Source organism: Nitrosospira sp. Nsp2, assembly GCF_003050965.1.
Lineage (GTDB): Bacteria > Pseudomonadota > Gammaproteobacteria > Burkholderiales > Nitrosomonadaceae > Nitrosospira.
Genome location: NZ_QAOU01000004.1, coordinates 51,888 through 77,990 on the forward strand (window position 1 = coordinate 51,888; position 26,103 = coordinate 77,990).

Genomic DNA, 26,103 nt, shown 5'->3' on the forward strand with positions numbered 1-26,103 from the left:
CGCGAAGACGTTGTGGTCCATTTCATAAGTTGGTTACCTGAGAGCGGCTCAAGTGGCGAAAATTATTGTTCGGATTGCGTAGCTAAGGAACCCTGAACAGTACTCCGCACAGCCCGCTGCGGGTAAAATCGGGATGATCACCAGCTGCCCAACGTCCCGTGCAGGCGGTCGTGTTCTCTTGGTCGACAGGCGCCAAGGAGCGCAACGCCCCACGCATGTCGCGTTCGATTTTGCTGCAAGGCGAAGCGACGTGGCTTGCCTGCGGCCTGCTTTGTCACGCTCCTAGATAGGGACCGATCATTGGATCAGCCATTCGCGTAGTCGCCTTTCGCGCATTGCTTCCGGCAACGCCTGCCCTCGCATACGTGAGGCAGATTAAAGGTCGTAGTCGTAGTCAATAATAAGAGGTGAATGATCAGAGAAGCGTTCCGTTTTGTAAATCGAGACTGCAGTAGCCCTGGCGGCAATTCCTGGCGTGGCAATCTGGTAATCAATGCGCCAGCCCACGTTCTTTGCCCAAGCCTGTCCTCGGTTGGACCACCACGTATATTGCTCCGGCTGTTGGTTGATGCGCCTGAATATGTCTATAAATCCGAGGTCCTGAAAGACCTCGCTAAGCCAGAGGCGCTCTTCCGGCAGAAAGCCTGAGTTTTTCTGGTTCGAACGCCAGTTCTTCAGATCAATTTCTTTATGGGCAATGTTCCAATCGCCGCATAAGATAATCTCCCTGCCGCAGTCTGCCAGGTTTCGCAGCATAGGAAAAAACCGATCCATGAAAAAAAACTTGGCGGCTTGTCGGTGCTCGCCGCTGGAACCGGAAGGAAAGTAGATCGATATCACGCTCAAGGGACCGAAGTCGGCTCGCAAATAGCGCCCCTCGGCATCTATTTCAGGCACGCCGACTCCTTCCATGACATTATCCGGCTGACGCCGCGCATATATTCCGACACCGCTGTATCCCTTCTTTTCCGCGCAGTGGAAGTAGCTTTGGTACCTATCCGGCGAGGCAATTTCGCCGGTAATATCTCCAGCCTGAGCTTTTAGCTCCTGCACGCACACAATATCGGCCGCTTGCATGGGCAACCACCTGAAAAACCCCTTGCTTGCGGCAGAGCGCACGCCATTTACGTTAAGCGTTATAATCCGCACGTCGTTTTTTTCCGGTTTGTCATAGCCATGTCAGATTTCCGGCAGGAGTTTATCAAGTTTGCTATCAGCCGAGATGTGCTCTGCTTCGGCGAATTCAAAACCAAAGCAGGGCGATTATCGCCATATTTCTTTAATGCCGGATTATTCAATGACGGCGACTCTCTCAGAAAGCTGGGGCAATTTTACGCCAAAGCGATTTTAGCTGCCCAGCTTCCGTTCGATATGCTATTTGGGCCCGCCTACAAGGGCATTCCGCTGGTCAGCGCGGTAGCAATTGGGCTGGCGGAGCTTGGATACAACTATCCCTTCTGCTTCAATCGCAAGGAGATAAAGGATCATGGGGAAGGTGGAAACCTTGTGGGTGCGCCGCTTTCGGGGCGGGTGCTGATCGTGGATGATGTGATCTCCGCCGGTACTTCGGTGCGCGAATCGGTTGGGTATATTCGGGCTTCCCACGCTACGCCAAGTGGCGTCATCATTTCCCTTGATCGGATGGAACGTGGGAATGGCGAACTCTCGGCTATCCAAGAAGTTTACGAGTCCCATGGGATTCAAGTCGCAAGCATCGTCAGTCTGGACGACATCGTAAGATACCTCAGGAATGAAGTGGATCTGGCGCACAATCTGCCTGCGTTGGAAACATATCGTGCGCGTTACGGCGCCGGTGATCCACCGGTTTGATTACCGTAGCCGCTGGATTCAGGGGTGGCATTCTATCGAACTTGACCTAACGCTGCTGGGCCAGGTTATTGCTCTTCTGGGCGCATGTCCGCTGCCCGGGCGGCAGGCAAGGTGAGTTCGCCGGTGGAATCGAAACGGCGTCCACCGGCGAGTCCCGGTCCGCCCAGTCGACCACGTAACTGATAGTCGACCTTGGTCATGGCACCGGTTCGCTCGCTTGTGGCCATCTGAAACACATGACGCAGAATGGCGGTCGCAGGGACGGTTACGGGTACTGTAATTACCGTTTCTCCAAAGCGGGGTATGGCGCCGCGCTGGTCGCTGACCCCGCTGGCGAAACTGGTTCCGCGTAAATCCAGGTCGAGTGCAATACCGTCATAATCCAGTGGCTTGTCACTATGGTTCTGAATTCTGAGCTGTACCGCGAAGCGCGCCTCCATGCCTTTACCCTCCAGGGGCTGCATTCCAGCCACGGAAATTCGGAGTGGCTCACTTTGCTTGAGTGCTGCGCAACCGGTGAGGATGAAGACCAGTCCCGAAACGAGCAGTATGCGCATGTTCATACGGTCACCAAGGCAAATACTTAATCATACTCGAATATCAGCGAACGCGAGTGACCGAGGGTTGGCGCGTTTCCGCCGTCCAGTCAAATACAGAGCGGAGTTCGGGTTCTGGGAGATTGCTCATCCCCTCTGGTTGGGATATGATCCCCCTCGAAGCTGGCTAGACAGTCGCTGCCCGCCTTTCGATAAGAGAGGCGGGGGGAGGAAAGTCCGGGCTCCAAAGAGCAGGATGCCGGTCAACGGCCGGCCGCCGCGAGGCGAGGAACAGGGCCACAGAGACGAGCGTATTAAGTTACGGTGAAACGCGGTAACCTCCATCCGGAGCAAGACCAAATAGGCAGGCGATGATGCTGCTCGCTGAGCCTGCGGGTAGGTCGCTTGAGCGCCCGGGTAACCGTGCGTCTAGAGGAATGACTGTCCATGACAGAACCCGGCTTATCGGCCAGCTTCATTCTGTTTTCTCATTTCCTACAAAAAAAAGCGGCTTCAACTTTCGTTGAAGCCGCTTTTCATTTTTGGAGCTTAAGCTTTGCTGTTAGTGATCCATTGCCGGGGTTGAATTCTCGTTTGGTTTCTTGAGTTGTATCATGAGATCGTCGTCCCATTTACCCTCGACATTCATGTGCGCTGCCGCACCCAGTAATACCGCCTCGATCAGGTTGTGGCTGAGGTACACGTACAGGCCGGGTTGCTTGAATTCATACAACGCCGCCACTGCAGAACCGCCGGGAACGAACCAGGTTTCCTGATTGGTAATCGGTGTATCGGCAAATGAGCCGCCAACCCATACCAGGTCGCCATGGCCACCAATCAGGTGAGGCCTGGAATCGCGGTTGGCCTGGGCGTGAACGAACAGCACTTTCTCGCCCACTTTGGCCTTGAGCGCATTATCCCCGGTCAGAGCACCCACTGCGCCATTGAAGACGACATGGGTCGGGATAAGTCCCTTGGACAGTTCAAGCATCTCATGCATGCCTTCGGCAGGAGAGCCATAGGTCTTGAATTTGCCATCCGCACCCTTGGGCAGGTAGAGGTCCTGCTCGCCGACATAGTAGACGCGGTCATAGCGCACAGGCTTGCCCTTGGCATCCTTCAGGCCATCGCGCGGCAATACCATGATGGCTCCATTCATGCCGGAGATGACGTGAAACGGGATCATGGTGCCGCCAGGGGCGCAGTGATAGACAAATACCCCAGGCTTGGTGGCTTTCCACCGCACTACCACATCTTCACCCGGTGCAACCAGGGTCAGGCCAGCGCTGCCCAAGGCGCCAGTGGAGGCGTGAAAGTCAACATTGTGCGACATGCTGCTGGTCTTGGGGTTGACCAGCGTCAGTTCAACATAGTCATCCTGATGCACGACAATCAGCGGGCCCGGAACGGTACCGTTGAACGTCAGCGCCCACATCTTGGTGCCATCCGGTGCAACATCCACCAGCTTCTCGATGGTCTCCATGCGGATCTTGACTACCTTGGGTCCACCCTTGGCCACCTGGTCGTGCTTGGGCGCAAAGGGCGGCGCTACCAGTTCCTGGGTTACCACCGGTAATTTGGAAACGTTGGTCGCCGCTACGGCCGGGACAGCGCTCATACACAGCAATCCCAACCCGACAACCCCTTGAACAACTTTGTCCATGTCTTCCCTCCATATATTGTTTATCACCGCGCATCATCCTGTGCGCCATTCCATCTGCCGTTCAATCCTGACTGCTCACCCTTTTCTGAAGAGCATCTCTAAAAATTCAAACCCCGCAGGCGCAATAGCGCCTGCCGACGATCGCGCCCGCCAAGACGCCATCATCCCGCAAAAAGGCTGAGGCAATATATATTCGCAGGGGGAGAAAAACATTTTTCTGAACGACAACGAGGTATGCGCGAATTTCGAATTTTTAGAGATGCCCTTAAGAGCGAAGGCCCGGCAACTATACAGCTTTACAATTTACATGTCCATGGTGCGTCCAGTCGCGATGTAATACTGCTGTCGCGTCCCAAAACGGGCATTAACAGCTCTGAATGAAATGCCGGTCGTGTAGGAAGAATAGGCAACAGGCAAGCTTATGGCCGCTCTTCAATCGCGTTTCGATAAGTACGCGCGCAAACGCCGATTTTTACGTTGGGGCCATTTTCGTCAACGCTTTATCCCAGGTTGAGCTTGGGTATACTCTGTTTCTATTCTCCGATAGTTTGTTATACAATCCGCGATTGTTCCCGCCATGGGCGTACGATTAATTTGATTTGCGGATTAGAAACTGGAGGCATCATGGATAAAACTGTTGAGTGGATCGTTAGACTGGCATGCGCTACGCTGATAGCAATGGCAACTCTGCCCACCCATGCGCAGCTAATGCTGGCCCACGAAGGTCATCATTCAGGAGACTGCGCCATCAAAACGGGGGCTTTTCCTGTAGCCTTCAGTGCTTATGAAAAGCCCAAGGGCGCGCTACCGCCAACTCATGCGTTTTGTGATCATGTTCCGGAACCTGGGGAATTGCATCTCACCGTTGATCTGACAGATCCGGACTCGCGCGAGATCCCCATCGCGGTGCGTCTGGTAATGGAAGGGCATGGGGAAGGGGGGCACGAGATCGTGTCTTTGCCTGCCAAGGCATATCCGTCCGGAAGTATTACCTTTGGAGCGAATCTTGAGGATCTGGGCCAATACGCACTGTTGCTGGAGACGGAGAAAGACGGCAAGATGACTACGGCAGTGCGGATTCCGATACACGTCGGAGGCGGAGGCGGTCACGGCAGCCATGGGGGCGGGATCGGTGTGACGGAAATAGCCCTCTTGGTAGGCGTGGCAGGCATTGGCGCCTTCCTGTGGTCGCGCAGGCGACCAAGCCCGAAGGCGTCCTAAACGTCAGTCCAGACGGGGCTGGTGATCATTTAAATCTGAGCCAGCCCAGCGGCGAGACTTATTGTGAAGTAAAGGTCCGGACCGTCCATTCTCTATAAGCAGCTGTAAGTGGATTAGCTGTAGAGAGGAACGGGTGATTGGGTATTACTGAAAAATAGTTTTTCGCAACCCGGCAAAAGCCTCACTTACATAGTCGATCTGCTCACTAGTATGGGCCGCGCTCACGCTGCAACGCACCAGCGACTTCCCGTCGGGCGCGGCTGGCGGTAATATCAGGTTGACGTAAATGTCGTGTTCGAGCAGGCCCCGCCATAGCGCTAGCGCTTGCTGAGGTGTATCCAGTATGGTTGCGATAATCGGGCTGGGTTCCGGGCCGAGCTGATAGCCGAGCTCCTTTAGCCGGGTGTAAAGCTGGTGAGCGTTACTCCAGAGCTGTCGACGTAACTCTACACCTTCACGCAGCAATTTGAGTGCTGCCCGAGTCGATGCAATGGTAGCGGGCGTCGGGGAGGCAGTGAAGATGTAAGGGCGGCTGACATAGCGTAACTGATCAAGTTGGGGGTGATTGCTGACGCAATATCCTCCAATACTGCCGAGGCTTTTACTGAAAGTGCCGGTGATGAAATCGACTTCGTCAATAAGCCCGGTTTCTTCGACCAAGCCTTGCCCGATTCTGCCCAGAACGCCCAGAGAGTGGGCCTCATCCAGAAGAAGCGTACTTTTGTACGCAGTTTTTAACCTGACAATCTCCGCCAGTGGCGCTCGATCCCCCAGCATACTGTAAATACCCTCAACGATGATGAGAGTTGAGCGCGAACGATCTCCCAAACGGCGGAGGCGCTTCTCCAAATCTTGGGTATCATTATGGCGAAACCTGATAATTTCAGCGCCACTCAAGCGGCACCCATCATAAATACTCGCATGCGAGTCGCCATCGATCAGAATGACATCCCCCGCTCCTGCGAGACCGGAGATCGTGGCCAGATTGGCTTGGTAACCGGTCGTGAAGACGATGCATGAGTGGCAGCGATAAAACTCCGCAAACTCCCGCTCTAGCGCTCGATGCCCGGAATAGCTACCGTTCGCCATTCGAGAACCGGTGGTACCTGTGCCTTCACTATCAATCGCCTTATGAGCGGCTTCCAGGCATTGTGGCGCAAAGGTGAGTCCAAGATAGTTGTTCGTGCCCAAAAATAGTATGCGGCGATCGCCGATCTTTGCCGCCGTCGATGAATACACCTCTTCTATGGGCGTTCCAAAAACTTCGACCCCTTCTGGCAGGAGCGCTTTTCTTGCGGCAGCAACAGCATCAAGCTTATCTAGCAGGCTCATTGTTGGGCAGATCTTATCTGATGAATCAAGTTTGTGAGTTCGTGAACAGTCTGAACATCTGCGAGAGCATTCAGGGGAACGGAAATATCGAACTCGTCTTCAATTTCCATAACGAGGTTCAAGAGCTTGACAGAATCAATGGCAAGCTGATTAATGAGATCAGTTTCAGGTGTTATTTCAATATCAGGCGGGCAAAATTGCTTTAGATGCTCGCGCAGCTTCTGCAGAATGTCGTCGTAATTGTTTGCCATGAATGAATCCCAACTAATTGCGTTTTAGAACTATATTGCCTGAGATAAGGCATCGCGCAACCGGACACGCGGATGCCAATCAGGAAGCGCACGAGTTAGCGGAGTGATATTGCACACCCAGTCCGGATGTTGCAGTTCTCTCACTTTTCCAGGGGTTAGCATTGGCGAATAACGGAGAAAGCGGGCCGCCCATAAATTAATGTTTGCTACCAGCGAGACAAGTGACGCAGGCAGAAAAACGCAGCGTACCGGACGGCCCCAAACCTCCTGGGCAATAGCCGCCACGGATTTGCCGTCATAACCCCCTGGCATTCCATCGTCAAGCTCGTACACGCCCTGGACGGGAACGGGGCTTGAAAGCCAGCACAGCACAGCCGCAACCAGGTCGCTCACGTGCAATAATCCGAAACGCATCGCTGGCTTTCCAACCATGGGCAACACCCCAAGGCGGGTCGCCTTGAATAAAGGCTTCATTTCCCTATCACCCGGACCATAGACAGCAGTCGGACGAAAAATCGTAAACGGAAGGGACGGCGAGTGGTTGACGACCAATAGCTCAGCCATGCGCTTGCTGGTCGCATACCAGGAGAGTTCGGGATTTCGGGCAGCTAAGGAAGAGATAAGGAGAAAGCGGGGCGGCGTAGTTTGCTGAGCGGAAGCGCGCAAGAGATTACCCGTGCCTTCAACATTGGTATGGATAAAATCTTCAAGCGACCTTCCCTTAACCTGGCCAGCGCAATGTACAACGGCGAACACATCCTTGACCAGCCTACTCAGTGCATCAGAATTATTCAGGTCGCCTTCTATCCATTGCGTGGATTCATCATCTGCCTGAGGATACCTTGTAAGGGCCTTGATTTTCCATCCTTGCTCGATCAAGGACTGTAACAACGCACGACCAATAAAGCCGGTGGCACCGGTTACTGCCACCCATGACCCAGACATATCCCCGCTATTTGTCCCCAGACTCGGCTGATAGCTGGTCTGCCAAATTGGTCCGCTGTATAAAACCTTGGCGGGCTGCAAAACGCGATAGCTTTCCGGATGAAGTCCGCGGCAACGTGTGCGGAGGCACTAATTCAACCAGGCAATTAACCCCGAATGCCATATAAACGAGCCGCTGCAAGCGACCGGTAAGGGACTGTCTATCTGTTACAGATGTAAGACGGCACTCGATGACCAAAACGATTGTTGTAATATCGTTCGCATCGGTTATACCAAAGGCAGAGGCTTCCCGAGTCCTAACTTCAGGTTGTTGTTCCGCGAGTTCTTCGATGTCTTGGGCGCGAATATTGCGCCCATTAACGATAATAACGTCCGTACGACGCCCCGTAACGTATAGATCACCCTCGAACACGAACCCCAGATCACCGGTATCCAGCCAATTGCCAGGCTTTAACGTCTTCTGGGTATCTTCCGGGTTATTATAGTAACCCGTCATGATACTGCTGCCTTGCACCAGTACGCTCCCTACCCTGAGATCCGACAACTCCAGGCCCGCATCGTCAACCACTTTCACAGTGTGCCCAGGCAAGGGGCGTCCACAGTTGACGAACTCGCTAAATTTTCGTCCCTCTGCTTGTAGCCGAACCGCCATTTTTTTGTCAACTAGCGTCCCGGCATCAACACGCAAACTATCAAAACCCTCACCGACTTGAGAAAAAGTTACTGCGAGCGTTGATTCAGCCAATCCATAGCACGGAAGAAAAGCGCGTGCATCGAACCCGGCGGGTGCAAATTTTTCTGCAAAATTTCGCAAGGTATCAGGGCGAATCATCTCGGCGCCTACCCCTGCCGCACGCCAACTACTAAGGTCAAGATCTTCCAAATCCGAATCACGAACGCGCAACGTGCAAAGCTTGAGGCCAAAAGGCTGGCTAAACGCGACGGTTGCACGATTTCGGCTAATCAGCCGCAGCCATTGCAGAGGTCTGATCGCAAAATCCCGGGTGGCCAGATAGTCGACCGAGACTTGGGCAACCATCGGCGCCATCACCATGCCGACCAATCCCATATCGTGATAAAAAGGCAACCACGACGCGCACCGGTCGCCGGAATGTATCTCCAATCCATGACGGACAATTCCCTGGAGATTGCTCATCAAGGCGCGCTCCGTAATGACCACTCCGCGCGGAAGACGTGTGCTCCCCGACGTAAATTGCAGATACGCGATTTCGTCAGGAACGTTTGACTCTAACGCTACATCGGGAACCGAAAAATCCTCGAGCTGTTCTGGCGTGCCGAACCAGCGCAATAGTTGCGATCCTTCAGCAGCCTCTTGCAAAAAGCCAATGTAGTCGGTATTAGCTACGGCCGCACTTGCTTGGCCAGCCTCTAGCATTCCCCGAAGTTGTTGAACATATACGGCATGACTACCAAGGTTGACTGGTACGGGCATCGCATAAGGAATCAACCCTGCATAACGGCAGGCGAAAAACAACTCGACAAATTCCGGGCTTGTATCGGCGATAATAGCCACCCGCTCACCGCGCGCAAGTCCAAGCCCACTAAGGCGCTGGGCGGAGGTACGGGCATTTTGCCGTAGGGCGTGGTAAGGGAGGACTGAACGCAGGTTGCCTTTGGCATCGTAAAAGTTATACCCAGCGGTCCCGGACGCAGCGTATTCCAACGCAGCGGTCAGTGTGTCGAAGTCAGCTAATCTCTGAACCTGGGTGTTATACGTTGGCGTTGGCGTTAGCGATATGTCTGATTCGCTTGATAATCGAGGGTTAAACGCTTGCGGTAGCGGAGCGTTCAACTTCGCTATTGTTGAACTCAAGGTCTTCCCCTCCAAATTAATCGTACTAGTCATCTTTTTATAATGTAAAGGATTCCGGTCAAACCAATATTAATTCTGGTCGCAATCATTACCGCTTGGCTCGAAATGCCTGGAGTGAGAAAAACCAGACTCGGAAAACAATAAAAGTAATTAACTAATTATCATCGAGCTAATATTACATTAGCTCGCACGTTGGCAACACAACATCATGCGCATGCCCATATCCAAGCTAAGTCCCTGAAAATAGCAGGTTTCCACCGACAGAAAATGACAATGAAATGACCGGGAGACTCTTCCTTACGGCTTGCATGGGCGACAGGTTCCATTCTGTACGAGTTGTGAGCCAATATAAAGAAATTTTGGAGAACGAGTTAGAAATGTGTGGCTTTTTTGCAACAGTTACTAATTCACCTATTGCTGGTTTGCGCGGCGGGATATTTCCGGCTGAGTTTCAGCTTTGCGCCGGTGTCTTTAACGCCTTCGCATCCCCTTGCTTCCTTTTATTAGTGAAGGTTCTTTCGCTGGGATATTTGTTCGAGAGAACGCGGAATTAAATTACGCAATCCTCTATGGAGTTACTGCTGGGGATGGGCTTCCCCAGCGAGAGTGCCAAGGGTTGGCACATGAGTGCCGGTATGAGAGGCTTGTTCAGTAATGACCTAAGCTTCCAGCCATGCCTTCGCATCTGCGTAGTTGCTGAAGACTCTGATGTCTGCATCAACAAACAGATTGAAGACCCATGCAGCCCAGGCCCGCCACTGATTATCGGTAATGATCGCAATCCGCCTGAAATCGTTGCCGTGCTCGCGAATAAATTTGATATCTTCCCATGCGACATCGACGGTGTAGTCCAGCATGTCGCGCCAATCAAACAGTACATCCACTTTGCTGTCCACACGGGATTTGTAGAGCACCTGCTCTTCGAATTCCTTAAAATCTGCCAAAGTGAATTCACCAAAAACAGCAACGCTGATCAGATTGTCGGCTTCTTGAATGGTAATCATGGATCAATCTCAACGAGGGTACATGGGCCAATTATTACCACTACAAAAGATGGGGGTCGATTTCACGTCTCAGAAATTCGTGAAAGTGTACCATGCCATCTTCCATCGGTGACTGATACGGACCTGTTTCGCTCATTCCCTGTTCATGCAGGGCGCGGCGTCCCTCACTCATCTGCCTGCAGATTTCATCATCTTCGACGGCTGTTTCATGATAGGCGGCCTGTTCCGCCTCGATGAATTCCCGCTCAAACAAAGCGATCTCTTCTGGATAATAAAATTCCACTACATTAACGCACTGCTCTGTTCCAGCCGGATGCAGCGTGCTGATAATCAGCACATGAGGATACCATTCAAGCATGACGTTAGGATAATAAAGCATCCATATCGCACCCTGCCGCGGCACCTCTCCTGCCGTCTGGCGCAGGAGTTGCTCCTGCCACTTCGCATAGACCGCTGTACCAGGGCGTGTGAGACCATGATTGACGCCGACGGTCTGGACGTTGTACCACTCGCCAAATTCCCATCTCAGTTCGGCGGTATTGACGAAGTTCCCCAAACCGGGGTGGTAGGGTTCAACGTGGTAATCTTCCAGATACACTTCAATAAACGTTTTCCAGTTGCAGGCATATTGTTCCACCTGCACTCGTTCTAGGACGTGGCCTGAAAAATCAAAATCCTTCAGAACGCCTAGCTGTCCCAGATCGCGCGCGACATTCCGCTTTCCCCCGAACAGGAGCCCGTTCCAGTTTTGCAACGGTGTAGTGCCGAGATTAAGGCAGGGATTTTGCGCAAAGTGGGGCGCACCCAGCAGTTTGCCGGTCAAATCATAAGTCCAGCGGTGTATCGGACAAACGATGTTCCTGGTATTGCCCCGCCCTTTCAGGAGCAAAGATTGCCGATGGCGGCAAACATTAGACAATAGTTCGATACCATCATGGTTACGGACCAGCATCTTGGCGTGACTCATCCATTCCGGGACGTAGTAATCGCCGATATTAGGGACCATAATCTCGTGTCCGATATAGCCCGGACCGGCGTCAAACAAGATGCGTTTTTCTAAATCGAGAATATCGGAATCGAGATACCAGCCGACGGGAAGTTGCGTGGGTGTCGATTGGGAGAGATCAACTAAGTGGGACATATCGATACGTAAGACCTTTCGAGGGGCAAAAAAGACAGTTGATATACGAAAAGCCTCAAGAAGTGCAATAAGCTTAGCAGAAACAGCACGCTCTCTTTCCTGGAAAGCCTATAATCCCGACTAGGAGGGTCGGGTTAAGGGAAAGTTTCATGGATTTAATTGACCTATACCAGCTAATTGCGTTATTTTTGCAGTTTCCCGGCAATTCACGTCTTTCGTAACATCATGCTTATCATGACAAACCCCTCCAACGGCGTCAAATTTTTGCCTCCGGCGAGCTTTGAGGCCGCCTTGACGGAACTTGAAAGTATCGTGGGCGAAATGGAAGCAGGACAATTGCCACTGGAAGATTCGCTCCTTGCTCATAAACGAGGCATGGAGCTGTTACAATATTGTCAATCCAAGCTCCAGGATGCGCAACAACAGGTGCGTCTTCTTGAGGCTGATACATTGAAAAATTTCTCCCCATCCGGTATTGATGATCGCTGATTTCCAGGATTGGGCGAGAAGCCGACAGGAACGCATCGAAGCTTCTCTGCAGATCCTGCTCCCCGCATCGAATGTCCCCCCCGAGCGTTTGCACGACGCCATGCGCTACACTGTTCTAGGTGGTGGGAAGCGGGTACGTCCTTTACTCGCGTTTGCAGCGGGAGAGCTGAGCAACGCAGCCGAAGAGCGCGTGACGATCGCCGCAGCTGCAGTAGAACTGATTCATGCCTATTCGTTGGTTCATGACGATTTGCCGTGTATGGATAACGATGTGTTGCGGCGTGGCAAACCGACCTGTCACATCGAATACGGTGAGGCTATCGCGCTGCTTGCTGGGGACAGTTTACAAAGCTTGGCTTTTCAATTGCTGGCCGAGCATACCGTGGCAGATATCCCGCAAGTTCAACTGGAAATGATAAAACACCTGGGGCAAGCGGCCGGCTCGCGGGGTATGGCCGGCGGTCAAGCGGTTGACCTGGCTAGCGTAGGGGCCACGTTAAGCCTGCCGGAGCTCGAATTTATGCATATCCATAAGACCGGCGCGCTTATTCGCGCCGCGGTCATGCTGGGCGCGTATTGTGGAAGCGGCTTGAAAGAGAGTGAATTGACGAGCCTGGACCACTTTGCCAAACGTATCGGCTTGGCCTTCCAAGTCGTGGATGATGTGCTCGATGCAGAGGCGAGCACAGCAACTTTAGGTAAAACTGCCGGCAAGGACGCTGACAATAACAAACCAACATACGTAAGCATCCTTGGGCGCGGTCAGGCACGCGACCTGGCCGAAGAGTTACGCCGCGATGCGTACCAGTCATTGGAAGGTTTTGGCGAAAAGGCGGACCGGCTGCGACAGGTTACCGACTTCATTATCCAGCGCGAATTTTAAGCTGGCAATCCCAAGGTAAAGAATATTTCCATTCTCCAAGGTTTAAATGTATCCATTGCTTGATAGTGTCACCGACCCTTCCAAGTTACGTTTGCTGGAACGCAAGCTGTTGCCTCAGCTCGCAGAGGAGTTACGGCAATTTCTGGTTGAATCCGTGGCCAAAACCGGGGGCCATCTATCGTCCAATCTGGGCACCGTTGAATTGACCATAGCCCTGCATTACGTATTCAACACGCCGTACGATCGTTTGGTATGGGACGTAGGCCATCAGACATATGTTCATAAGATATTGACCGGCCGCCGTGAAGGAATGAGCAGATTGCGTATGCATGGCGGTATCGCCGGTTTTCCGCGACGGGATGAAAGCGAATATGACGCTTTTGGTACTGCGCATTCCAGCACGTCTATCAGCGCTGCCTTGGGAATGGCCGTGGCGTCGCAGCACGAGGGTAAGGACCGATGCGTGGTTGCGGTCATCGGGGACGGCGCCATGAGCGCCGGCATGGCGTTTGAAGCCCTAAATAATGCGGGGGCCATGAACACCAATCTGCTGGTGATTCTGAACGACAACGACATGTCCATTTCACCGCCTGTGGGCGCCCTCAACAATTACCTTGCGAAGCTCATGTCCGGGCAGTTTTATGCCACCGCCCGGCGTGCCGGCGAAAAGATGCTGGGGGTGGTACCACCTGTGCTGGAACTTGCCAAGCGCGCGGAAGAACACGTCAAAGGCATGGTCACACCCAGCACGCTGTTTGAAGAATTCGGTTTCAACTATATAGGCCCCATTGATGGTCACGATCTCGACGTCCTTGTAAGCACACTTAACAACATCAAGCATCTGGATGGTCCCCAATTCCTTCATGTCGTAACCCGAAAGGGCGCGGGTTACCAGGCGGCAGAAGAGGATCCGATCCTTTATCACGGGGTCACCAAATTCAATCCACAGGCGGGCATTATTCCCAAAGCTTCAAACAAGCCTTCCTACACCCAGATTTTCGGCGACTGGTTGTGCGACATGGCGGCCTTGGACCAGCGGTTGATTGGGATTACTCCCGCAATGCGTGAGGGTTCAGGCCTGGTAAGATTCTCGCAGGAATATCCCGACCGCTATTTCGACGTTGGAATCGCAGAGCAACATGCGGTCACGTTCGCAGCAGGTCTGGCATGCGACGGACTGAAGCCCGTCGTGGCCATTTATTCAACTTTCTTGCAAAGAGCGTACGATCAGTTGATCCACGACGTCGCTATTCAGAACCTCCCCGTTGTGTTTGCCATAGATCGGGCTGGGTTGGTGGGGGCGGACGGGCCCACTCATGCCGGCAGTTTTGATTTGACCTATCTGCGCTGTATTCCAAATATAACGGTGATGGTCCCTGCTGATGAGGATGAATGTCGTCAAATGCTCTACACCGCGTTTCAGATGGACACACCCACCGCGGTACGTTATCCCCGGGGTGTGGGAACGGGGGTGGCTGCCGAGAAGCAAATGCGAATGCTGCCTATTGGGCGGGGCGAAATTCGACGCGAGGGAGAAAAAATCGCTCTGCTGGCGTTCGGCAGTATGCTTAAACCTTGCCTTGAAGCGGCCGATGAATTAAACGCTACCGTTGTAAATATGCGTTTTGTTAAACCATTGGACAATGATCTGGTCGCTTCTCTTGCGCTGAGCCACGATTTGTTGGTAACGGTGGAGGAGAATACAACCATGGGTGGCGCGGGCAGCGCGGTAATGGAATCACTTGCGAGTGCTGGCTTCAAAATCCCCTTGCTGCAATTGGGCTTGCCAGATACGTTTATTGATCAAGGCGATCCTGCTCAAATGCTTGCCGACTGCGGACTGGATAAAACATCCATCGTCACGTCCGTCAGAGCGAGATTCATCGAAGTCTAATTCAACACATTGCGGACGGCATAGCATGGATTGCTACGCCACCGCCATGTTCCAGAACACTGCATGAACGAAGTCAATGTCCCGATTGCGGACGTCCAAGCCGCGCTCGATAGTCGCCGTATCGCTATTAACAGAGCGGGGATAAGATCTATTCGTCATCCTGTAAAAATTGCGGATAAAGGGCGGCGCACGCAACATGTCGTCGCCACCTTCGATATGCACGCCAATTTATCGCATCAACTCAAAGGCGTGCATATGTCCCGTTTTGTAGAGATTTTAAACAGCAATAATCGCGTCATTTCCGTGAAATCATTCGAGAGTATCGTAAATGCAGTGGTACAGAAGCTCGAAACAGATTCTGGAGGGGTTGAGATGACCTTCCCTTATTTCATGAGCAAAACCGCGCCTATTACTGGCATAACAAGCCTGATGGACTACGAGGTAACTTTCGCAGGCAAACTTCACGAAGGAAGCTACCAATTCAATTTGAAGGTCGTGGTACCAGTAACGAGTTTGTGCCCGTGTTCAAAACAAGTGTCCGCGTACGGCGCCCACAACCAGCGCTCCCATATGTCGATTTCCGTCTCTCCCGCTAGTTCTGTGTGGATTGAAGATCTGATACACGTGGCGGAAGATCAGGCATCTTGCGAACTCTACGGACTACTCAAGCGTGCAGACGAGAAGTACGTTACTGAAAAGGCCTTCGATAATCCCAAGTTCGTCGAAGACGTCGTGCGTGACGTGGCTGCAGTGCTGAATCGGGACGCGCGTATAAACGCCTACGTGGTGGAGTCGGAAAACTTTGAATCCATCCATAATCATTCCGCTTACGCATTGATCGAACGGGACAAGCTAGAGAATCCCTGACTGCAGATCTGCTTCTTCGGCGCCGTTAACTCTCAGCCCAACGCGAGCCATATCGGCAAGCCGTATCGCTCTGTACGGATGAAAGCGGCCCAAGCGGCGCAAAATTGACCTTTTAGGGGGGTAAAGGTATTATCCGCCTTCCGGGGTGTAGCGTAGCCTGGTAGCGCGCCTGGTTTGGGACCAGGATGTCGGGAGTTCAAATCTCTCCACCCCGACCATTCATGCAATCTGGTGGGCTGATATCCGACTTGAGTGGTGCCCGTAGCTCAACCGGATAGAGCACCAGCCTTCTAAGCTGGGGGTTACAGGTTCGATTCCTGTCGGGCACGCCATACGGTTTTGCGGAATGGCACCTGAAATTAACGCTGTAGGTTATCTTTTAAAACGGTGGCTGTAGCTCAGTGGTAGAGTCCCGGATTGTGATTCCGGTTGTCGTGGGTTCGATCCCCATCAGCCACCCCATTAAAACAAAGCATTACAGAACCCGGCTTCTTTTTCGTTTGGCAGTTGTTTCAAGATGTAACCGATTTGTAACCTGATTTTGTAAGAACTCGTGCAATCGAGCATGCTCGATTGCATAAACCGAGCAGTCGGGTTGGTGCCGCCGTGTTGACTGCAGCTAAACCAAAAATGGCATCAAAGTCTGAATGCGCCAATACCTGACTCTCTAAGAGACTTGGCGCAGTTTGAGCAGGAGGCCTATGGCCAAACCAACTCTTACGCGTTCAGCAGCGTTACATCTTCGCATGGGGGCGTTTGCGGGATTGTTCGCGATATTTCTCGCGTGCTTCCCGCCTGCTGCTGCGTTCGCTTTGGCGATTGCAGTGTCGGTGTTTCTAGCGAAGCTGTAAGGCGGCAGTTCAGTGGCTCGTACAGCTTCGGCTGGCGAGCCACTTATAGCACTACCGACTCGGTAGGTATCGAAGGTAAGCTTCGATCATGTTTCGCACGATCCCCCTTGCTTCAGCCAGCTCATCTGCTCCTGCATCTCTAAGTACCGTCCGCGCATTTTGACCACGGTGCCGACCTTGATTTAGCGGCTCATTATTACAAATCCGTCCCAACCGTGACCAGATCGAATTAGGGATAGCAAGAGTTGATCGGGCGTTGGCCTCGGTGCCAAACTTATGAGCGAGTGCGTCACGTATTTCATAAAGATGGACCAACTCATTGTTAGGGTCGTTCACCGCCGCGTCATAGCTTTGTAGAAGCCTGAGGAGCAATTCATCAGAAGCGTGTGCGAGAGCTCCTTGCCGCAGTTGCTCCATTATCTGCAGACTTTTGGCGGCCGAATCTGAAATGACGTTTCCGTTTTTGTCAGTCACTTGGAAATCGACTGACCCGCCAGTTATTCTAATGATGGCCGGTTCCAGCTCAACAAAATAATCTTTTCGTCCGTTTTGATGTACAACTACTTTGGTCGGTTGAGATAATTTATAGGCCGTATGAGTTGAGAAATGTTGGGCCAAAAAAATAATATTCAGACAGCTATGTAATTTCCCGCGAAGAGAAGGATTCGACTCATAAGTCTCGGCATCAATCAGTGCTTCAACTTTACCAGGGGCAATCTTCAACGTATGCCCATCGCATGAAGCATTGAAACCTTTTTTGAAGTAATTGGAAGGAGAAAAGCTCCATTGCAATACCACGTCGGTACACATCACATCAAGTTTCCGTTGGCCCCACAAGCAACTGACGATACAACACAGCCATTAAAATATCTAGCTGAGTGACAGTATTGTTGAGTTAGCTCAACTGTATGCAGACCTTCCTTGATTGCAAATCCCCCCTAATAGAAATTGCAGACGTCTGCACTTTGCCGGACAAACAAAAACCCCCATCTTTTGAAGATGAGGGTTTTTTGTATGCGTTTCTGCTCTAGCCAGGTCAGCCGTTGGGATCCACCGTGCGCACCAGCTCGTGTTCGAGATCCTTCACCTTAGCCACTAGCTCCTCGTTTTCTTTCGTGAGCTTGTCGATCTCCGCCAGGCGTTTCGGCATTGCCGGCCCAACAATGGCAGGGTATTCCATTTCTTGTACCGCTTTCCGGAGACCAGCCTTTAGCTGGTCGCCCAGCATCCAAAATAACGCTACTTCGAGGTCATATACAGTAGATTCTTGTTCGTCGTGTTCACATGCTGATAGGATTTTAAGCCCTCCCATCTTCCCTCTGTGGCCCTGATGGTAGCAACCCGCGTCTTTGCCATGACAAGGATTCTGAGTGATAAGCTTCACCGCTCCCGCCAACTTTTGCGGATAGCGGGCTGCAATCCGATCCATACGCGCGACAAGCAGGTCCGCCAGCTCTTCGCGAGGTGGAGGCAGATTCTTGAGTTCCTCGATCCGCAGTTTGTTGTGCGCGATTGTGGCTCGCATTCCCTTGCATTCATTACGCGCGTCAGCGAGGGTCGTTTTTACTTTCAAAAAGTCAAACATTTTCAATTGTCCTTTGTCGTTTCAAGTTGATTAGCGACCGCGAGTTACCCGGCCAGCGATAATGCTGCAGCGCCCTGCGCCGGTTGCTCGCGTGTATGCGGTGAAGCTTTCCAACGTCGGAAACTCAGCGCGTATTGCGGGATCGTTGCGCCATTGCATTACGCATGAGTCCTCTACAGATAGCCCAGCTGGTACCTTAGAAACCGCAGCGGCCCCCTGGCCAGCGCCTGGAGCCGCCCCAGGTGCGCCCAGGACGCTCTCGAAAGTGCCGATCCGATCAGCCAGACCCGCCCTGACAGCTTCAGCCCCTACCAACATCCCGCCTTGTCCAAAGTCCGAGTTAACTTTCTTTTCAGATACGCCTCGATAGGTTGCGACCTTTGCGGTAAACACTGCTGCAAGGCTATCAACTCCACTCTGCAAGACGGCGCGCCCTTCCTGAGTTAATGGATCGGGTCTTTTTCTCGGCGCATTGGAGGATACGATTTCATGAAACGTGATTCCTTCCATCCCTTGGCGCACTCGATCATCAATAATGGTTCCGACCACCCCGATACTTCCTACGCTTGCCGTGTCGGAAATGGTGATGCTGCTTGCGGCGGATGCAAGCCAATACGCTGCAGAGGCTCCCATTCCGGAAACGTGCGCATCAATGGACTTGATCGATCTTGCTCTGTAAATCAGGTCTGCCAGCTCAGATATCCCCGGTACCGCACCGCCAGGCGAGTCAACATTGAGCACGATCTTACTGACTGAAGAATCTGCCAGGGCGTAGCCCAGCTCGTCCTTGATGGTTTCCACATCGGTACCACCGAAAAGCATATTGAAGAGGCTTGCGCGTGGCGTAATAACGCCAGTAATACCTATTACCGCTACGCCGCCCTCAGTGCGCCTCCTGGTCGCCCCAGGGGGAGACTTGAGGCCGGGACCGGCAGCACTGACGTTACGTATCAGGCTTTCGAACGTTTCCCTGTGCAAGGCCCAGGGACGGCCCGAGAGTTCAGTTTGCGGGTTCATAGGCTCTTCACCCCCGCTGATTTCAGCGCGCTGTTGATCTGTTCCACGCTAAGCACCTCAGTTATCAAACCCGGTACCTCGTCTTCGTCGCAGTCCATTGCCTGGCGTAGAACCCGTTGCCAATAATCCGTGGCATCGCCTTGGTGACGTTCTTGGAGTACTGGCGAGCCTTTCCAGGCGTGAAGCGCCAAGACTGCCAAATGTCCTAATGTCATATTCGATTTTCCTATAGTAGTTTGAGGATCGATCTTGGTAGATCGAGACTCATCGTACGTATCGGCCTGAACGTGCCACAAGATGGAAGAGGTTCCGGCAGCTGGCGGAGGGTTCTGCACGATCTCCTTCAAGCGGCGCCAGCTTTGCGGGACTTCCCCAGGGCTTGCCTTAAACGCGAAGAACAAGGCTTGCCGAAAGGGCGTCAGTTCCTGCGGCGGGGCTTCGCGGTCTTCCAACCCTGGCCAGAAGGCTTCCTGAAAGCTGTGGATCTGATCACTCAACTGGCGGCAGCGATTGTATGCACTGGGACCGTCAAGCAGCTCGAAGGCACGTACGAGCCAAGCGTTACGCAGGTCCAGGCGATCAATGGTCCGCCAGTTGCGCTGTGAAGCAGAAGGAGCAAGCCCCATCACTTCATCAAGCCGCTTTAATCCTTTTACGTATTCCCGGAAACTCGCTCGAAGCCACTGTAGGGTATTTGCCGGAAGTGCGTCCTCATCACGCGAGGTTAACGCTTTGATGTGCCCTTCAACTTCAGGCGGCAGTGCTCGCTGTGTGGTTGCTTCCGTAGAAGGGGAAACCATGAGCTGCCCCCATGGATTAGATTGAAAATTCTGTGTGCTCATCCGAAAAACTCCCCGACGACCACCTTATTGACCCTACAGACCACCCCACTGTGACCACCCCATGACCTGTCAGTCACTAGCGCTTTTTCGCGCCCGTGAGTGCCGCGACAAAAATTTTTTCTGGAAGGACCCATGAATGCTCGCTGGCCACTCCCTCCACTCACACACATACACATAGGGGTGAGATAAGTGAAATAAGGGAGAAATGGCGTGGTTATTAGGTTTGAGCCCGATTGGTAAGTGTGATAAAAGGGTGATTTATATATAAAGTGATTTATATTATTTATAGTTATCTCACCTTTTCTCACTGTTATCTCACGCTTAATATTCGTCTGTATCCCGCATGTATAGGCTTTCTTCACTTATCTCACCCTTTCGTATAAGCGTAATATCTCAATGCAGGACGGCCACCCGACGTGCTGTCCTTGCGTTCCTCTGCCAGTGGCGGGGCAAGGTTGAGCAATACCTCAAGCGCGTGCTTCACCTGCTTGATGCGCTTGCGGTTCCAGTGGTCCTGGAGGGCACTGAGGGTAATGCCTGGCCGCTGTGTGATGAGTTCCAATACCTCAGCGACAAATGGATCGATGCCGCCTTCATCATCCTGGCAGTTAAAGATATACGTGACACTGGCGTGCCAGTATTCCACCCAGGCAATGGCCGCCCATAGATCGCGTGGCTCGATCTCCAGTCGCCCATCCATTGCAGCAAAGATCATTGCGAGCATTCGCGCATACATCTCGGATCGCGCCAGAAGGCTACCGCCCTTGCCATCCCTATCACGGGTAAGGCGTGGGTACTGCTCTATCCATAACTCGCGTGCGGCCTCGCTGAGACGAACCTCGCGCGTATTGTTGCCATGGAGATCGCCGCCCGTTGCTACCAGCACGGCATCCGCTACACGCGCTGCCAGCCGGTTCAATGTCTCTTCCGGCGTTGGCTCTGGTAGAGGCACCAGTTTAGGACGGTACACATACAGCATCATGAAGCGATTCAGCAGCCCGTTTGCCACCTCGTTATCGGTCGATTTCTCGCGGAGTTCATGGCTGGTGATGTGCCCCAGGATGACGACATGGGGCCGCGTGGCCTTGGTCTGGTTAGTCTTGGTAAGAGGCTCCATATCGCGACCGTCGAACAGATTGCGTATGGTGGCCGATAGCGTGTTGTTGTCGCGCCGCAGCTGCGAGAGCGTGTTGTCCATTTCGCTTTCAATAACCAGCAGGCGCTTATCCGCCACGCCAGCATCGGCCCCTTTACCGTTGTCGTCAGCCTCACGCGCATCGCGTATTGCCCAGGCAACCCCCTCACCAGTGGAAAGACCGCCGGCGTGAATCCGCAGGCGGTCATTGTTCCCTTGTCGTTTTCGAAGGATTTCATCTGCACGCCGGAATATCTCTCGCACCGTGGTTTCCGCCGTCCCTTTTCTGGCCTTGCCGCTCTTGCCCACGATGATCTGGAACGGTCTGCAATGAATTGCAGCGTCCCCGATTTTCTGGAAAATGGCGCGGCCAATCATCGAGCACAAGAAGCCCAGGACGTTTGCAGCCACGGCAACGGGATGCGCTTCGCTGTTGGAGCATGCTGCCTCGACAAAATCATGAACAAGGGGAGGGAAGCCATCCTCGTGCATGCGAGGCGGTGCCAGGGGAGTATGTGTTTCGACCAGTTGCGGCGCGGGAGACTTGGCCGCACCTCCCTTCGCTGACACTTTATCGAGGGCAGCAGCGCCGCGTTCAATGCTCTGGCTATCGTTACGTATCGCCATTCGCCACCTCCACAGCTGCCTGAAGCCTGGAAGCGGCGACAAATAACCGCTTCCTGTCAAACTCCGAAACTGTTCCGCCTTTCGCTATGTTGTTCGCTGATATCGACACCAGCAGCGCCTCGAAGGCAACACAGCGCAATACATCGATTGCGGCCCATGGCCGCAGCTCCTTCGCGCCGGTGTAACCTCCTTGGCGCTCGGGGAATAAATCTTCAAGGGTTAGCCCTACCGCAGCGAGAACGTCGCGTGTAGAGCATCCTGCGAAGTCATGGATGAGCACGCGGCCATCATCCAGCTCACGAATCGCCAGGGAGGGGCGGCGATCGTCATGTGCCGGGCACGGTGCTATCCAGCGGCCCCGCCCGGTTTGCCTGATGTTGTGTAGAAGCGAGAGCAATTTTTCGGCACTCATCCCAGCACCTGTTTTTCCAGTTTTGCTCTCAGCACTCCTAGCATTCCCAGGGTGAATGTAGGGCTGTCGTACGCACGCCCCACGGCTTCAGTGCCATAAGATTGTCCACTCGTCATGTAGACGAATGCGATTCCGACCAGCTCGCCGCGCTCGGCTTTAGCAAGCAAATAACGCAACTCATCTGCGCAGGCTTTGGAGGCGTCGGACGAATCATCGCCTGGTGGCGCTGATCGGGTGACTCGGGCTATTGAGGATGAAACAAGTTTTAGAACGGGCTTATCAGTGGACGCGGCTGCGCCCTTGGATGTGCGTTTCATGGTAAGGCTCCTTATCATGCGGTTTAACCGCGCCCTCACTGCTAAATGAGGGTGGGCGGTGACAGACGGGTTAGCAGACCGGGATAAGGGACCGGCAGGGATTTCTCCCTCCCAACTGCACCGCCCATAAACTTTATGGACAGGAATGACGCGCATAAAAATGCCGCTCAAGGCGGCTGCGCGCCTTATCTCCGGACTGCTAAATCCGACGAGTGAAACCTCACCCGCGCAAAGAGCATAATCCCGGCCTGATGCGAATGTCAAGCTTTTGGACGACGTGAGGTGCATGATCACAACCCCGCTATCTTCTTAAACCGCGATAGGGCTGCATCCATTTCCTCAATATGTGCCGGACGATGATCGCCAAACAGCAGATCGGCTTCCAGTGCGCGATAGATAATGGATTTTTCTCGCTCGGTCGGCTCCGGCCTATCCTCGGCTAAGGCAGCCTTTAGGCGGACCTCATGAGCAAGCGCGTCAGCATGGGTGAGCCTGGCCAGGCCGACAACAAGAGCGGGATACTTCCTGATTATTTCGCGCTCCGGCTCCCCCATCGTTTCCAGCATGACGGCCAAAACCTTCGCAGCGTTTTCCAGCTCTTCGCTTGCGTACAGCGATGAATCCATTCCCAGCTGCTTATAATCGATCTCGGGGGCGCTCATTGCGCATCACCATTCAGCAACGCCCGGATTGCAGCAACGGGCCAAGCCAAACGTCCATTAATGCGGATCGGGCGGATCGCGCCGTTCTCAAGACATGCCCAGGCGCGGAGCGTTTGCGGCTTTCTATTTAAGTGATGCGCTGCGGCATCGGTCGGGATTGCCGATCGCGTCTCAAGCGCGAGCGGAGTGAAGGGTTGATTTACTTCTGTTTCCATGTTGAACCACCTCTAGCCTTTCGGCGTTGTTGATAATGGTTCAATCACGATTGGGCAACCACCGGAAGTCAACGGGCAATAAAAAACCCGCAAAGCTAGAAGCTGTGCGGGTTTCGGGGGATGATAGCGTTAGGCAAGAACTTGCCTATTTGAACTTGCCTACTTTGCCTAATCCGTAGGGGGTATCCATCCACTTAAAACGTGACGGTAAATATAGTCTTCTGATGGATTTATTCCTGACTTAGATATGACATTATTATCCCTGCACCACTTTGCGAGATCTCCTTTAATGCTGTTTTTGGTTGGACTGGAGCCCATTGCTTTGTATTTTCGCCAGAGGAAGGCCGCCTGCTCCTGAATCCGCATTTTCCAGTGAACAACAACGGGCTGCAAGTTCTGCACCGTACTCCCAATATGGGCGGCCTCCGGATCTCTTTCTTCTATAAAAGCTAGTACCCCATCTTTCTCATCAGCTGGCAGACAGGCAGCATATTCCCGCACACGCCTGGGAAAATCTTCCTCCATTTTGACCAGGCTACTTGCATCACCAAAAAAAGAATTTTTGAAATGTTCTAACCCAGCTGCAGTCTTGGCTTTTGGCCCAAAAAATTCTAGCCAAGAAGGGGATTTCCTATCCGAATTTACCCAGAAAGTAGACATCCGATAATAGCCAAAATGCACAAGCAAATCGCTAGCTCGGCGCTTTCTTTTAGGGATGCCGGAATAGGCAGCGGAATAGCTGAGCTTTTGCCCAAGCATATGATCGAGAATCGCGGTTTCGATATCATATTCGCCCAGTTCGCCATAATAATTTGCTGGCACAAATTCGGCGAGGTCGCGCATTACCATCGCACGCAATTCACGGGGAACAAATCGACTCATGAAACACCCCTTCAGGTGTCATCCTTCGAATAGGGGCGCCAGACAGGCGGTGAAGGTTTCCGCTTTTCTCCCCGTCGGGATAGTCTGGAGCTTAATCGTCAGGTGTTTTTCACTACCTGTAAATCAGGTTGCACCGGGACAAATTCAATCCCGGCTTGTTCCAATATCCATGCTTCAATTTTCACATGCCACTTGCGCAACAGATCAAGCGGCCGCCGGATATAGTGCTGCTCCCGTACCCCTTGTGGCGCATGCCCCTGGATCTGTGCAGCGATCCCGGCGGGCATCTCTATCCACTCGCACAGACTAGCAAAGCTGCGACGCAGGCCGTGCAGTGTCACTTCCACGCCAGCAACAGCACAGACTCTGTAATTCGCATCATGGGGGTCCTGCAAGTGGCCGGAAGCAGCTGTTGGGCTTGAGAATACATACTCATTTCGACGTGGCAATGAGGCCAGCAGATGCGCCAGGTAGGGCGGCAAGGGAATAACGCGCAATCCTTGCATCTTGTCCTTTATGGTCATGCTGCCCCATTGGAAATCAACATCGTTCCAACGAACAGCGGTCAGCTCATTCGTGCGTGCACCGGTCAATAGCAGGGCTTGCAGATAGGCCGAAATAACAGGGTTCCCAATTTGTCTTACGGCTTTAAACCATGCCGGCAGTTGCTCGCGTTGCAGCGCGTCATCTTTCTTCTGCGGTCTGCCTAATATTTCGCGGATGGATTTGTTTCTTGCAGCGTTACCAGTCACCAGCTCCCGATAAGCGGGATACTCTGCACACCAGGTGAGAAAAACAGACAGCAGGCGGCTGGCAAGGCGGGCTCGACCTGGACGTTGCTTACTTTCCACCTTTGCCCATTCCGTCACCAGGTCAGGGCTTACGTCGATAAGTCGAACCATGGCCAGTGATGCAAGGGCGCCCGGTTGGGTCAGCTTTTCGCTTCGTTTCCTTGTCTTCCCGCCAGTTTGCATGGCCTCTATATGGTCGGCATAGTGACGCTCGCCCCAGAACGGCTTGCGGGCTTTCAAATATTCATCCCATGCCATACCAAGCGTTACCGCTTCACGGGCCTCCTGCATAACCAGGGCGGCAGCTTGAGCCTCTTTAGCCAGCCTTGCTGATACCCTTGCGGCCTCCTCATCAGCTTCCACCTGGCGCGGGTCGTCGCCCTGGTCTATTGTCACCTGAAGTTTGCGGGCTTCTTTTTGTGCATCAGCAATGCTCCATGCGCTCGCGTCGCCTATAGTGACGCGCATGGACTGCCCCTTAACCTTCGATTGGAAAATGTACCGCTTTCGATCTGAACCGGCGGTTGCCCGCACTCCCAGGCCGTGTACCTCGTCACACCAAAGAAAGGCTTGCTGCTTGTCCCTAGGGCATTGGAAGTTTTCAATCCTTCCAGCGGTGAGTTTCACCTTCGCCATGAAATTTGTAACCGATTTGTAACCCGATTTTTAGTATATAGCGGAATATTGATCAACACAACGGATGAGCGAAAACGGATCAACTGATTGAAAAACAAGGGAAGAGAGATTTTGCAGAATGGCAATCAACACAGAAAAATACCCTATTACGCGGATTGTGATTCCGGTTGTCGTGGGTTCGATCCCCATCAGCCACCCCAAGTACTTCTTTTATCTGCATTATCTCTAGATTTAACGGTTG

27 protein-coding genes, 3 tRNA genes and 1 other RNA gene are annotated in these 26,103 nt (G+C 53.0%); 11 read left to right on the top strand and 20 right to left on the bottom strand.

Translation table 11 applies throughout. The features are described from left to right. Positions 1 to 375 precede the first annotated feature (375 nt). The gene (locus tag C8R31_RS10090) at positions 376 to 1,149 is read right to left on the bottom strand and encodes an exodeoxyribonuclease III (protein ID WP_107693948.1); all 774 of its coding nucleotides are present in this window, start codon (positions 1,147 to 1,149) and stop codon (positions 376 to 378) included. A 27-nt stretch (positions 1,150 to 1,176) separates the two neighbouring features. Here C8R31_RS10090 and pyrE point away from each other — a divergent pair, with 27 nt between their 5' ends. Beyond that, a complete protein-coding gene (gene pyrE, locus C8R31_RS10095) occupies positions 1,177 to 1,830 on the top strand; it encodes an orotate phosphoribosyltransferase (RefSeq protein ID WP_107693949.1) in 654 nt (217 codons plus the stop codon). A 65-nt stretch (positions 1,831 to 1,895) separates the two neighbouring features. Here the strand turns inward: pyrE and C8R31_RS10100 are convergent, their stop codons facing one another. Further along, positions 1,896 to 2,393, bottom strand: a complete 498-nt coding sequence (locus tag C8R31_RS10100) for an LEA type 2 family protein (RefSeq protein WP_107693950.1) — start codon at positions 2,391 to 2,393, stop codon at positions 1,896 to 1,898. Between the two features lie 152 nt (positions 2,394 to 2,545). Here C8R31_RS10100 and rnpB point away from each other — a divergent pair. Next, positions 2,546 to 2,847, top strand: an RNA gene (rnpB, locus tag C8R31_RS10105) — RNase P RNA component class A. 81 nt (positions 2,848 to 2,928) lie between these two features. Here the strand turns inward: rnpB and nirK are convergent. Next, positions 2,929 to 4,029 carry a copper-containing nitrite reductase gene (gene nirK, locus C8R31_RS10110; RefSeq protein WP_107693951.1) on the bottom strand — a complete coding sequence of 367 codons (1,101 nt, stop codon included), beginning with the start codon at positions 4,027 to 4,029 and terminating at the stop codon, positions 2,929 to 2,931. Between the two features lie 624 nt (positions 4,030 to 4,653). Here nirK and C8R31_RS10120 point away from each other — a divergent pair. Continuing rightward, the gene (locus C8R31_RS10120) at positions 4,654 to 5,250 is read left to right on the top strand and encodes a hypothetical protein (RefSeq protein ID WP_107693953.1); all 597 of its coding nucleotides are present in this window, start codon (positions 4,654 to 4,656) and stop codon (positions 5,248 to 5,250) included. 144 nt (positions 5,251 to 5,394) lie between these two features. On the opposite strand, the gene C8R31_RS10125 is transcribed toward C8R31_RS10120, so the two are convergent. From C8R31_RS10125 to C8R31_RS10155, 6 genes are all read right to left on the bottom strand, one after another. Next, entirely contained in the window at positions 5,395 to 6,582 is a 1,188-nt protein-coding gene (locus C8R31_RS10125; RefSeq protein WP_107693954.1) for an aminotransferase class I/II-fold pyridoxal phosphate-dependent enzyme, read from the bottom strand. Further along, the gene (locus tag C8R31_RS10130; protein ID WP_107693955.1) at positions 6,579 to 6,833 is read right to left on the bottom strand and encodes an acyl carrier protein; all 255 of its coding nucleotides are present in this window, start codon (positions 6,831 to 6,833) and stop codon (positions 6,579 to 6,581) included. Before C8R31_RS10130 ends, C8R31_RS10125 begins: the two co-directional genes overlap by 4 nt. Positions 6,834 to 6,863: 30 nt before the next feature. After that, complete coding sequence (locus tag C8R31_RS10135; protein ID WP_107693956.1) at positions 6,864 to 7,778, bottom strand: NAD(P)-dependent oxidoreductase; 915 nt, start codon at positions 7,776 to 7,778, stop codon at positions 6,864 to 6,866. 7 nt (positions 7,779 to 7,785) lie between these two features. Beyond that, complete coding sequence (locus tag C8R31_RS10140; protein ID WP_107693957.1) at positions 7,786 to 9,612, bottom strand: fatty acyl-AMP ligase; 1,827 nt, start codon at positions 9,610 to 9,612, stop codon at positions 7,786 to 7,788. 659 nt (positions 9,613 to 10,271) lie between these two features. Continuing rightward, positions 10,272 to 10,616, bottom strand: coding sequence for an STAS/SEC14 domain-containing protein (locus C8R31_RS10150; RefSeq protein WP_107693959.1), 345 nt, complete (start codon positions 10,614 to 10,616; stop codon positions 10,272 to 10,274). Positions 10,617 to 10,656: 40 nt separating this feature from the next. Beyond that, positions 10,657 to 11,757, bottom strand: coding sequence for an aromatic ring-hydroxylating dioxygenase subunit alpha (locus C8R31_RS10155; RefSeq protein ID WP_107693960.1), 1,101 nt, complete (start codon positions 11,755 to 11,757; stop codon positions 10,657 to 10,659). Between the two features lie 234 nt (positions 11,758 to 11,991). Here C8R31_RS10155 and C8R31_RS10160 point away from each other — a divergent pair, with 234 nt between their 5' ends. The 8 genes from C8R31_RS10160 (at position 11,992) to C8R31_RS16065 (ending at position 16,741) form a co-directional block, all read left to right on the top strand. Beyond that, positions 11,992 to 12,246, top strand: a complete 255-nt coding sequence (locus C8R31_RS10160; RefSeq protein WP_107694163.1) for an exodeoxyribonuclease VII small subunit — start codon at positions 11,992 to 11,994, stop codon at positions 12,244 to 12,246. Continuing rightward, positions 12,236 to 13,129, top strand: a complete 894-nt coding sequence (locus tag C8R31_RS10165) for a polyprenyl synthetase family protein (protein WP_107693961.1) — start codon at positions 12,236 to 12,238, stop codon at positions 13,127 to 13,129. The genes C8R31_RS10160 and C8R31_RS10165 overlap by 11 nt, the downstream gene beginning before the upstream one ends. Before the next feature lie 46 nt (positions 13,130 to 13,175). Continuing rightward, a complete protein-coding gene (gene dxs / locus C8R31_RS10170) occupies positions 13,176 to 15,023 on the top strand; it encodes a 1-deoxy-D-xylulose-5-phosphate synthase (protein WP_107693962.1) in 1,848 nt (615 codons plus the stop codon). 63 nt (positions 15,024 to 15,086) lie between these two features. Then, positions 15,087 to 15,890, top strand: coding sequence for a GTP cyclohydrolase FolE2 (gene folE2, locus C8R31_RS10175; protein WP_107693963.1), 804 nt, complete (start codon positions 15,087 to 15,089; stop codon positions 15,888 to 15,890). Between the two features lie 141 nt (positions 15,891 to 16,031). Next, a tRNA-Pro gene (locus C8R31_RS10180) sits at positions 16,032 to 16,108 on the top strand. Between the two features lie 37 nt (positions 16,109 to 16,145). Next, positions 16,146 to 16,222, top strand: a tRNA-Arg gene (locus C8R31_RS10185). A 55-nt stretch (positions 16,223 to 16,277) separates the two neighbouring features. Beyond that, positions 16,278 to 16,352, top strand: a tRNA-His gene (locus C8R31_RS10190). A gap of 239 nt (positions 16,353 to 16,591) precedes the next feature. After that, on the top strand, positions 16,592 to 16,741 hold the full coding sequence (locus tag C8R31_RS16065; protein ID WP_181320545.1) for a hypothetical protein: 150 nt from the start codon (positions 16,592 to 16,594) through the stop codon (positions 16,739 to 16,741). A 51-nt stretch (positions 16,742 to 16,792) separates the two neighbouring features. Here the strand turns inward: C8R31_RS16065 and C8R31_RS10195 are convergent, their stop codons facing one another. The 11 genes from C8R31_RS10195 to C8R31_RS10245 all read right to left on the bottom strand — a co-directional run bounded on the left by C8R31_RS10195 (position 16,793) and on the right by C8R31_RS10245 (position 25,862). After that, complete coding sequence (locus C8R31_RS10195; protein WP_146164580.1) at positions 16,793 to 17,554, bottom strand: hypothetical protein; 762 nt, start codon at positions 17,552 to 17,554, stop codon at positions 16,793 to 16,795. Between the two features lie 223 nt (positions 17,555 to 17,777). Next, the gene (locus tag C8R31_RS10200) at positions 17,778 to 18,326 is read right to left on the bottom strand and encodes a hypothetical protein (RefSeq protein ID WP_107693965.1); all 549 of its coding nucleotides are present in this window, start codon (positions 18,324 to 18,326) and stop codon (positions 17,778 to 17,780) included. Between the two features lie 30 nt (positions 18,327 to 18,356). Then, complete coding sequence (locus tag C8R31_RS10205) at positions 18,357 to 19,343, bottom strand: S49 family peptidase (protein WP_107693966.1); 987 nt, start codon at positions 19,341 to 19,343, stop codon at positions 18,357 to 18,359. After that, entirely contained in the window at positions 19,340 to 20,185 is an 846-nt protein-coding gene (locus tag C8R31_RS10210) for a hypothetical protein (RefSeq protein WP_107693967.1), read from the bottom strand. The genes C8R31_RS10205 and C8R31_RS10210 overlap by 4 nt, the downstream gene beginning before the upstream one ends. Before the next feature lie 367 nt (positions 20,186 to 20,552). Next, complete coding sequence (locus tag C8R31_RS10215) at positions 20,553 to 21,947, bottom strand: DUF3987 domain-containing protein (protein ID WP_107693968.1); 1,395 nt, start codon at positions 21,945 to 21,947, stop codon at positions 20,553 to 20,555. After that, positions 21,934 to 22,359: a DNA primase gene (locus tag C8R31_RS10220; protein ID WP_107693969.1), complete on the bottom strand. Its 426-nt coding sequence runs from the start codon at positions 22,357 to 22,359 to the stop codon at positions 21,934 to 21,936. Before C8R31_RS10220 ends, C8R31_RS10215 begins: the two co-directional genes overlap by 14 nt. Next, entirely contained in the window at positions 22,356 to 22,676 is a 321-nt protein-coding gene (locus C8R31_RS10225; RefSeq protein WP_107693970.1) for a hypothetical protein, read from the bottom strand. The genes C8R31_RS10220 and C8R31_RS10225 overlap by 4 nt, the downstream gene beginning before the upstream one ends. A gap of 290 nt (positions 22,677 to 22,966) precedes the next feature. Then, entirely contained in the window at positions 22,967 to 23,338 is a 372-nt protein-coding gene (locus C8R31_RS10230; RefSeq protein ID WP_107693971.1) for a hypothetical protein, read from the bottom strand. Beyond that, a complete protein-coding gene (locus C8R31_RS10235; protein ID WP_107693972.1) occupies positions 23,335 to 23,553 on the bottom strand; it encodes a hypothetical protein in 219 nt (72 codons plus the stop codon). Before C8R31_RS10235 ends, C8R31_RS10230 begins: the two co-directional genes overlap by 4 nt. A gap of 168 nt (positions 23,554 to 23,721) precedes the next feature. Then, on the bottom strand, positions 23,722 to 24,435 hold the full coding sequence (locus C8R31_RS10240; protein WP_146164581.1) for a hypothetical protein: 714 nt from the start codon (positions 24,433 to 24,435) through the stop codon (positions 23,722 to 23,724). Positions 24,436 to 24,533: 98 nt separating this feature from the next. Further along, the gene (locus C8R31_RS10245) at positions 24,534 to 25,862 is read right to left on the bottom strand and encodes an integrase family protein (RefSeq protein ID WP_107693974.1); all 1,329 of its coding nucleotides are present in this window, start codon (positions 25,860 to 25,862) and stop codon (positions 24,534 to 24,536) included. Positions 25,863 to 26,103 lie beyond the last annotated feature (241 nt).

What these genes read in the sequence shown, in the direction of transcription:
- C8R31_RS10200 (WP_107693965.1), bottom strand. Translation starts at nt 18,326, where the DNA reads ATGTTTGACTTTTTGAAAGTAAAAACGACCCTCGCTGACGCGCGTAAT.
- pyrE (WP_107693949.1), top strand. Translation starts at nt 1,177, where the DNA reads ATGTCAGATTTCCGGCAGGAGTTTATCAAGTTTGCTATCAGCCGAGAT.
- C8R31_RS10220 (WP_107693969.1), bottom strand. Translation starts at nt 22,359, where the DNA reads ATGAGTGCCGAAAAATTGCTCTCGCTTCTACACAACATCAGGCAAACC.
- C8R31_RS10155 (WP_107693960.1), bottom strand. Translation starts at nt 11,757, where the DNA reads ATGTCCCACTTAGTTGATCTCTCCCAATCGACACCCACGCAACTTCCC.
- dxs (WP_107693962.1), top strand. Translation starts at nt 13,176, where the DNA reads ATGTATCCATTGCTTGATAGTGTCACCGACCCTTCCAAGTTACGTTTG.
- C8R31_RS10130 (WP_107693955.1), bottom strand. Translation starts at nt 6,833, where the DNA reads ATGGCAAACAATTACGACGACATTCTGCAGAAGCTGCGCGAGCATCTA.
- C8R31_RS10125 (WP_107693954.1), bottom strand. Translation starts at nt 6,582, where the DNA reads ATGAGCCTGCTAGATAAGCTTGATGCTGTTGCTGCCGCAAGAAAAGCG.
- C8R31_RS10225 (WP_107693970.1), bottom strand. Translation starts at nt 22,676, where the DNA reads ATGAAACGCACATCCAAGGGCGCAGCCGCGTCCACTGATAAGCCCGTT.
- C8R31_RS10100 (WP_107693950.1), bottom strand. Translation starts at nt 2,393, where the DNA reads ATGAACATGCGCATACTGCTCGTTTCGGGACTGGTCTTCATCCTCACC.
- C8R31_RS10160 (WP_107694163.1), top strand. Translation starts at nt 11,992, where the DNA reads ATGACAAACCCCTCCAACGGCGTCAAATTTTTGCCTCCGGCGAGCTTT.
- C8R31_RS10120 (WP_107693953.1), top strand. Translation starts at nt 4,654, where the DNA reads ATGGATAAAACTGTTGAGTGGATCGTTAGACTGGCATGCGCTACGCTG.
- C8R31_RS16065 (WP_181320545.1), top strand. Translation starts at nt 16,592, where the DNA reads ATGGCCAAACCAACTCTTACGCGTTCAGCAGCGTTACATCTTCGCATG.
- C8R31_RS10135 (WP_107693956.1), bottom strand. Translation starts at nt 7,778, where the DNA reads ATGTCTGGGTCATGGGTGGCAGTAACCGGTGCCACCGGCTTTATTGGT.
- C8R31_RS10150 (WP_107693959.1), bottom strand. Translation starts at nt 10,616, where the DNA reads ATGATTACCATTCAAGAAGCCGACAATCTGATCAGCGTTGCTGTTTTT.
- C8R31_RS10205 (WP_107693966.1), bottom strand. Translation starts at nt 19,343, where the DNA reads ATGAACCCGCAAACTGAACTCTCGGGCCGTCCCTGGGCCTTGCACAGG.
- nirK (WP_107693951.1), bottom strand. Translation starts at nt 4,029, where the DNA reads ATGGACAAAGTTGTTCAAGGGGTTGTCGGGTTGGGATTGCTGTGTATG.
- C8R31_RS10245 (WP_107693974.1), bottom strand. Translation starts at nt 25,862, where the DNA reads ATGGCGAAGGTGAAACTCACCGCTGGAAGGATTGAAAACTTCCAATGC.
- C8R31_RS10235 (WP_107693972.1), bottom strand. Translation starts at nt 23,553, where the DNA reads ATGGAAACAGAAGTAAATCAACCCTTCACTCCGCTCGCGCTTGAGACG.
- folE2 (WP_107693963.1), top strand. Translation starts at nt 15,087, where the DNA reads ATGAACGAAGTCAATGTCCCGATTGCGGACGTCCAAGCCGCGCTCGAT.
- C8R31_RS10165 (WP_107693961.1), top strand. Translation starts at nt 12,236, where the DNA reads ATGATCGCTGATTTCCAGGATTGGGCGAGAAGCCGACAGGAACGCATC.
- C8R31_RS10210 (WP_107693967.1), bottom strand. Translation starts at nt 20,185, where the DNA reads ATGAGCACACAGAATTTTCAATCTAATCCATGGGGGCAGCTCATGGTT.
- C8R31_RS10215 (WP_107693968.1), bottom strand. Translation starts at nt 21,947, where the DNA reads ATGGCGATACGTAACGATAGCCAGAGCATTGAACGCGGCGCTGCTGCC.
- C8R31_RS10240 (WP_146164581.1), bottom strand. Translation starts at nt 24,435, where the DNA reads ATGAGTCGATTTGTTCCCCGTGAATTGCGTGCGATGGTAATGCGCGAC.
- C8R31_RS10230 (WP_107693971.1), bottom strand. Translation starts at nt 23,338, where the DNA reads ATGAGCGCCCCCGAGATCGATTATAAGCAGCTGGGAATGGATTCATCG.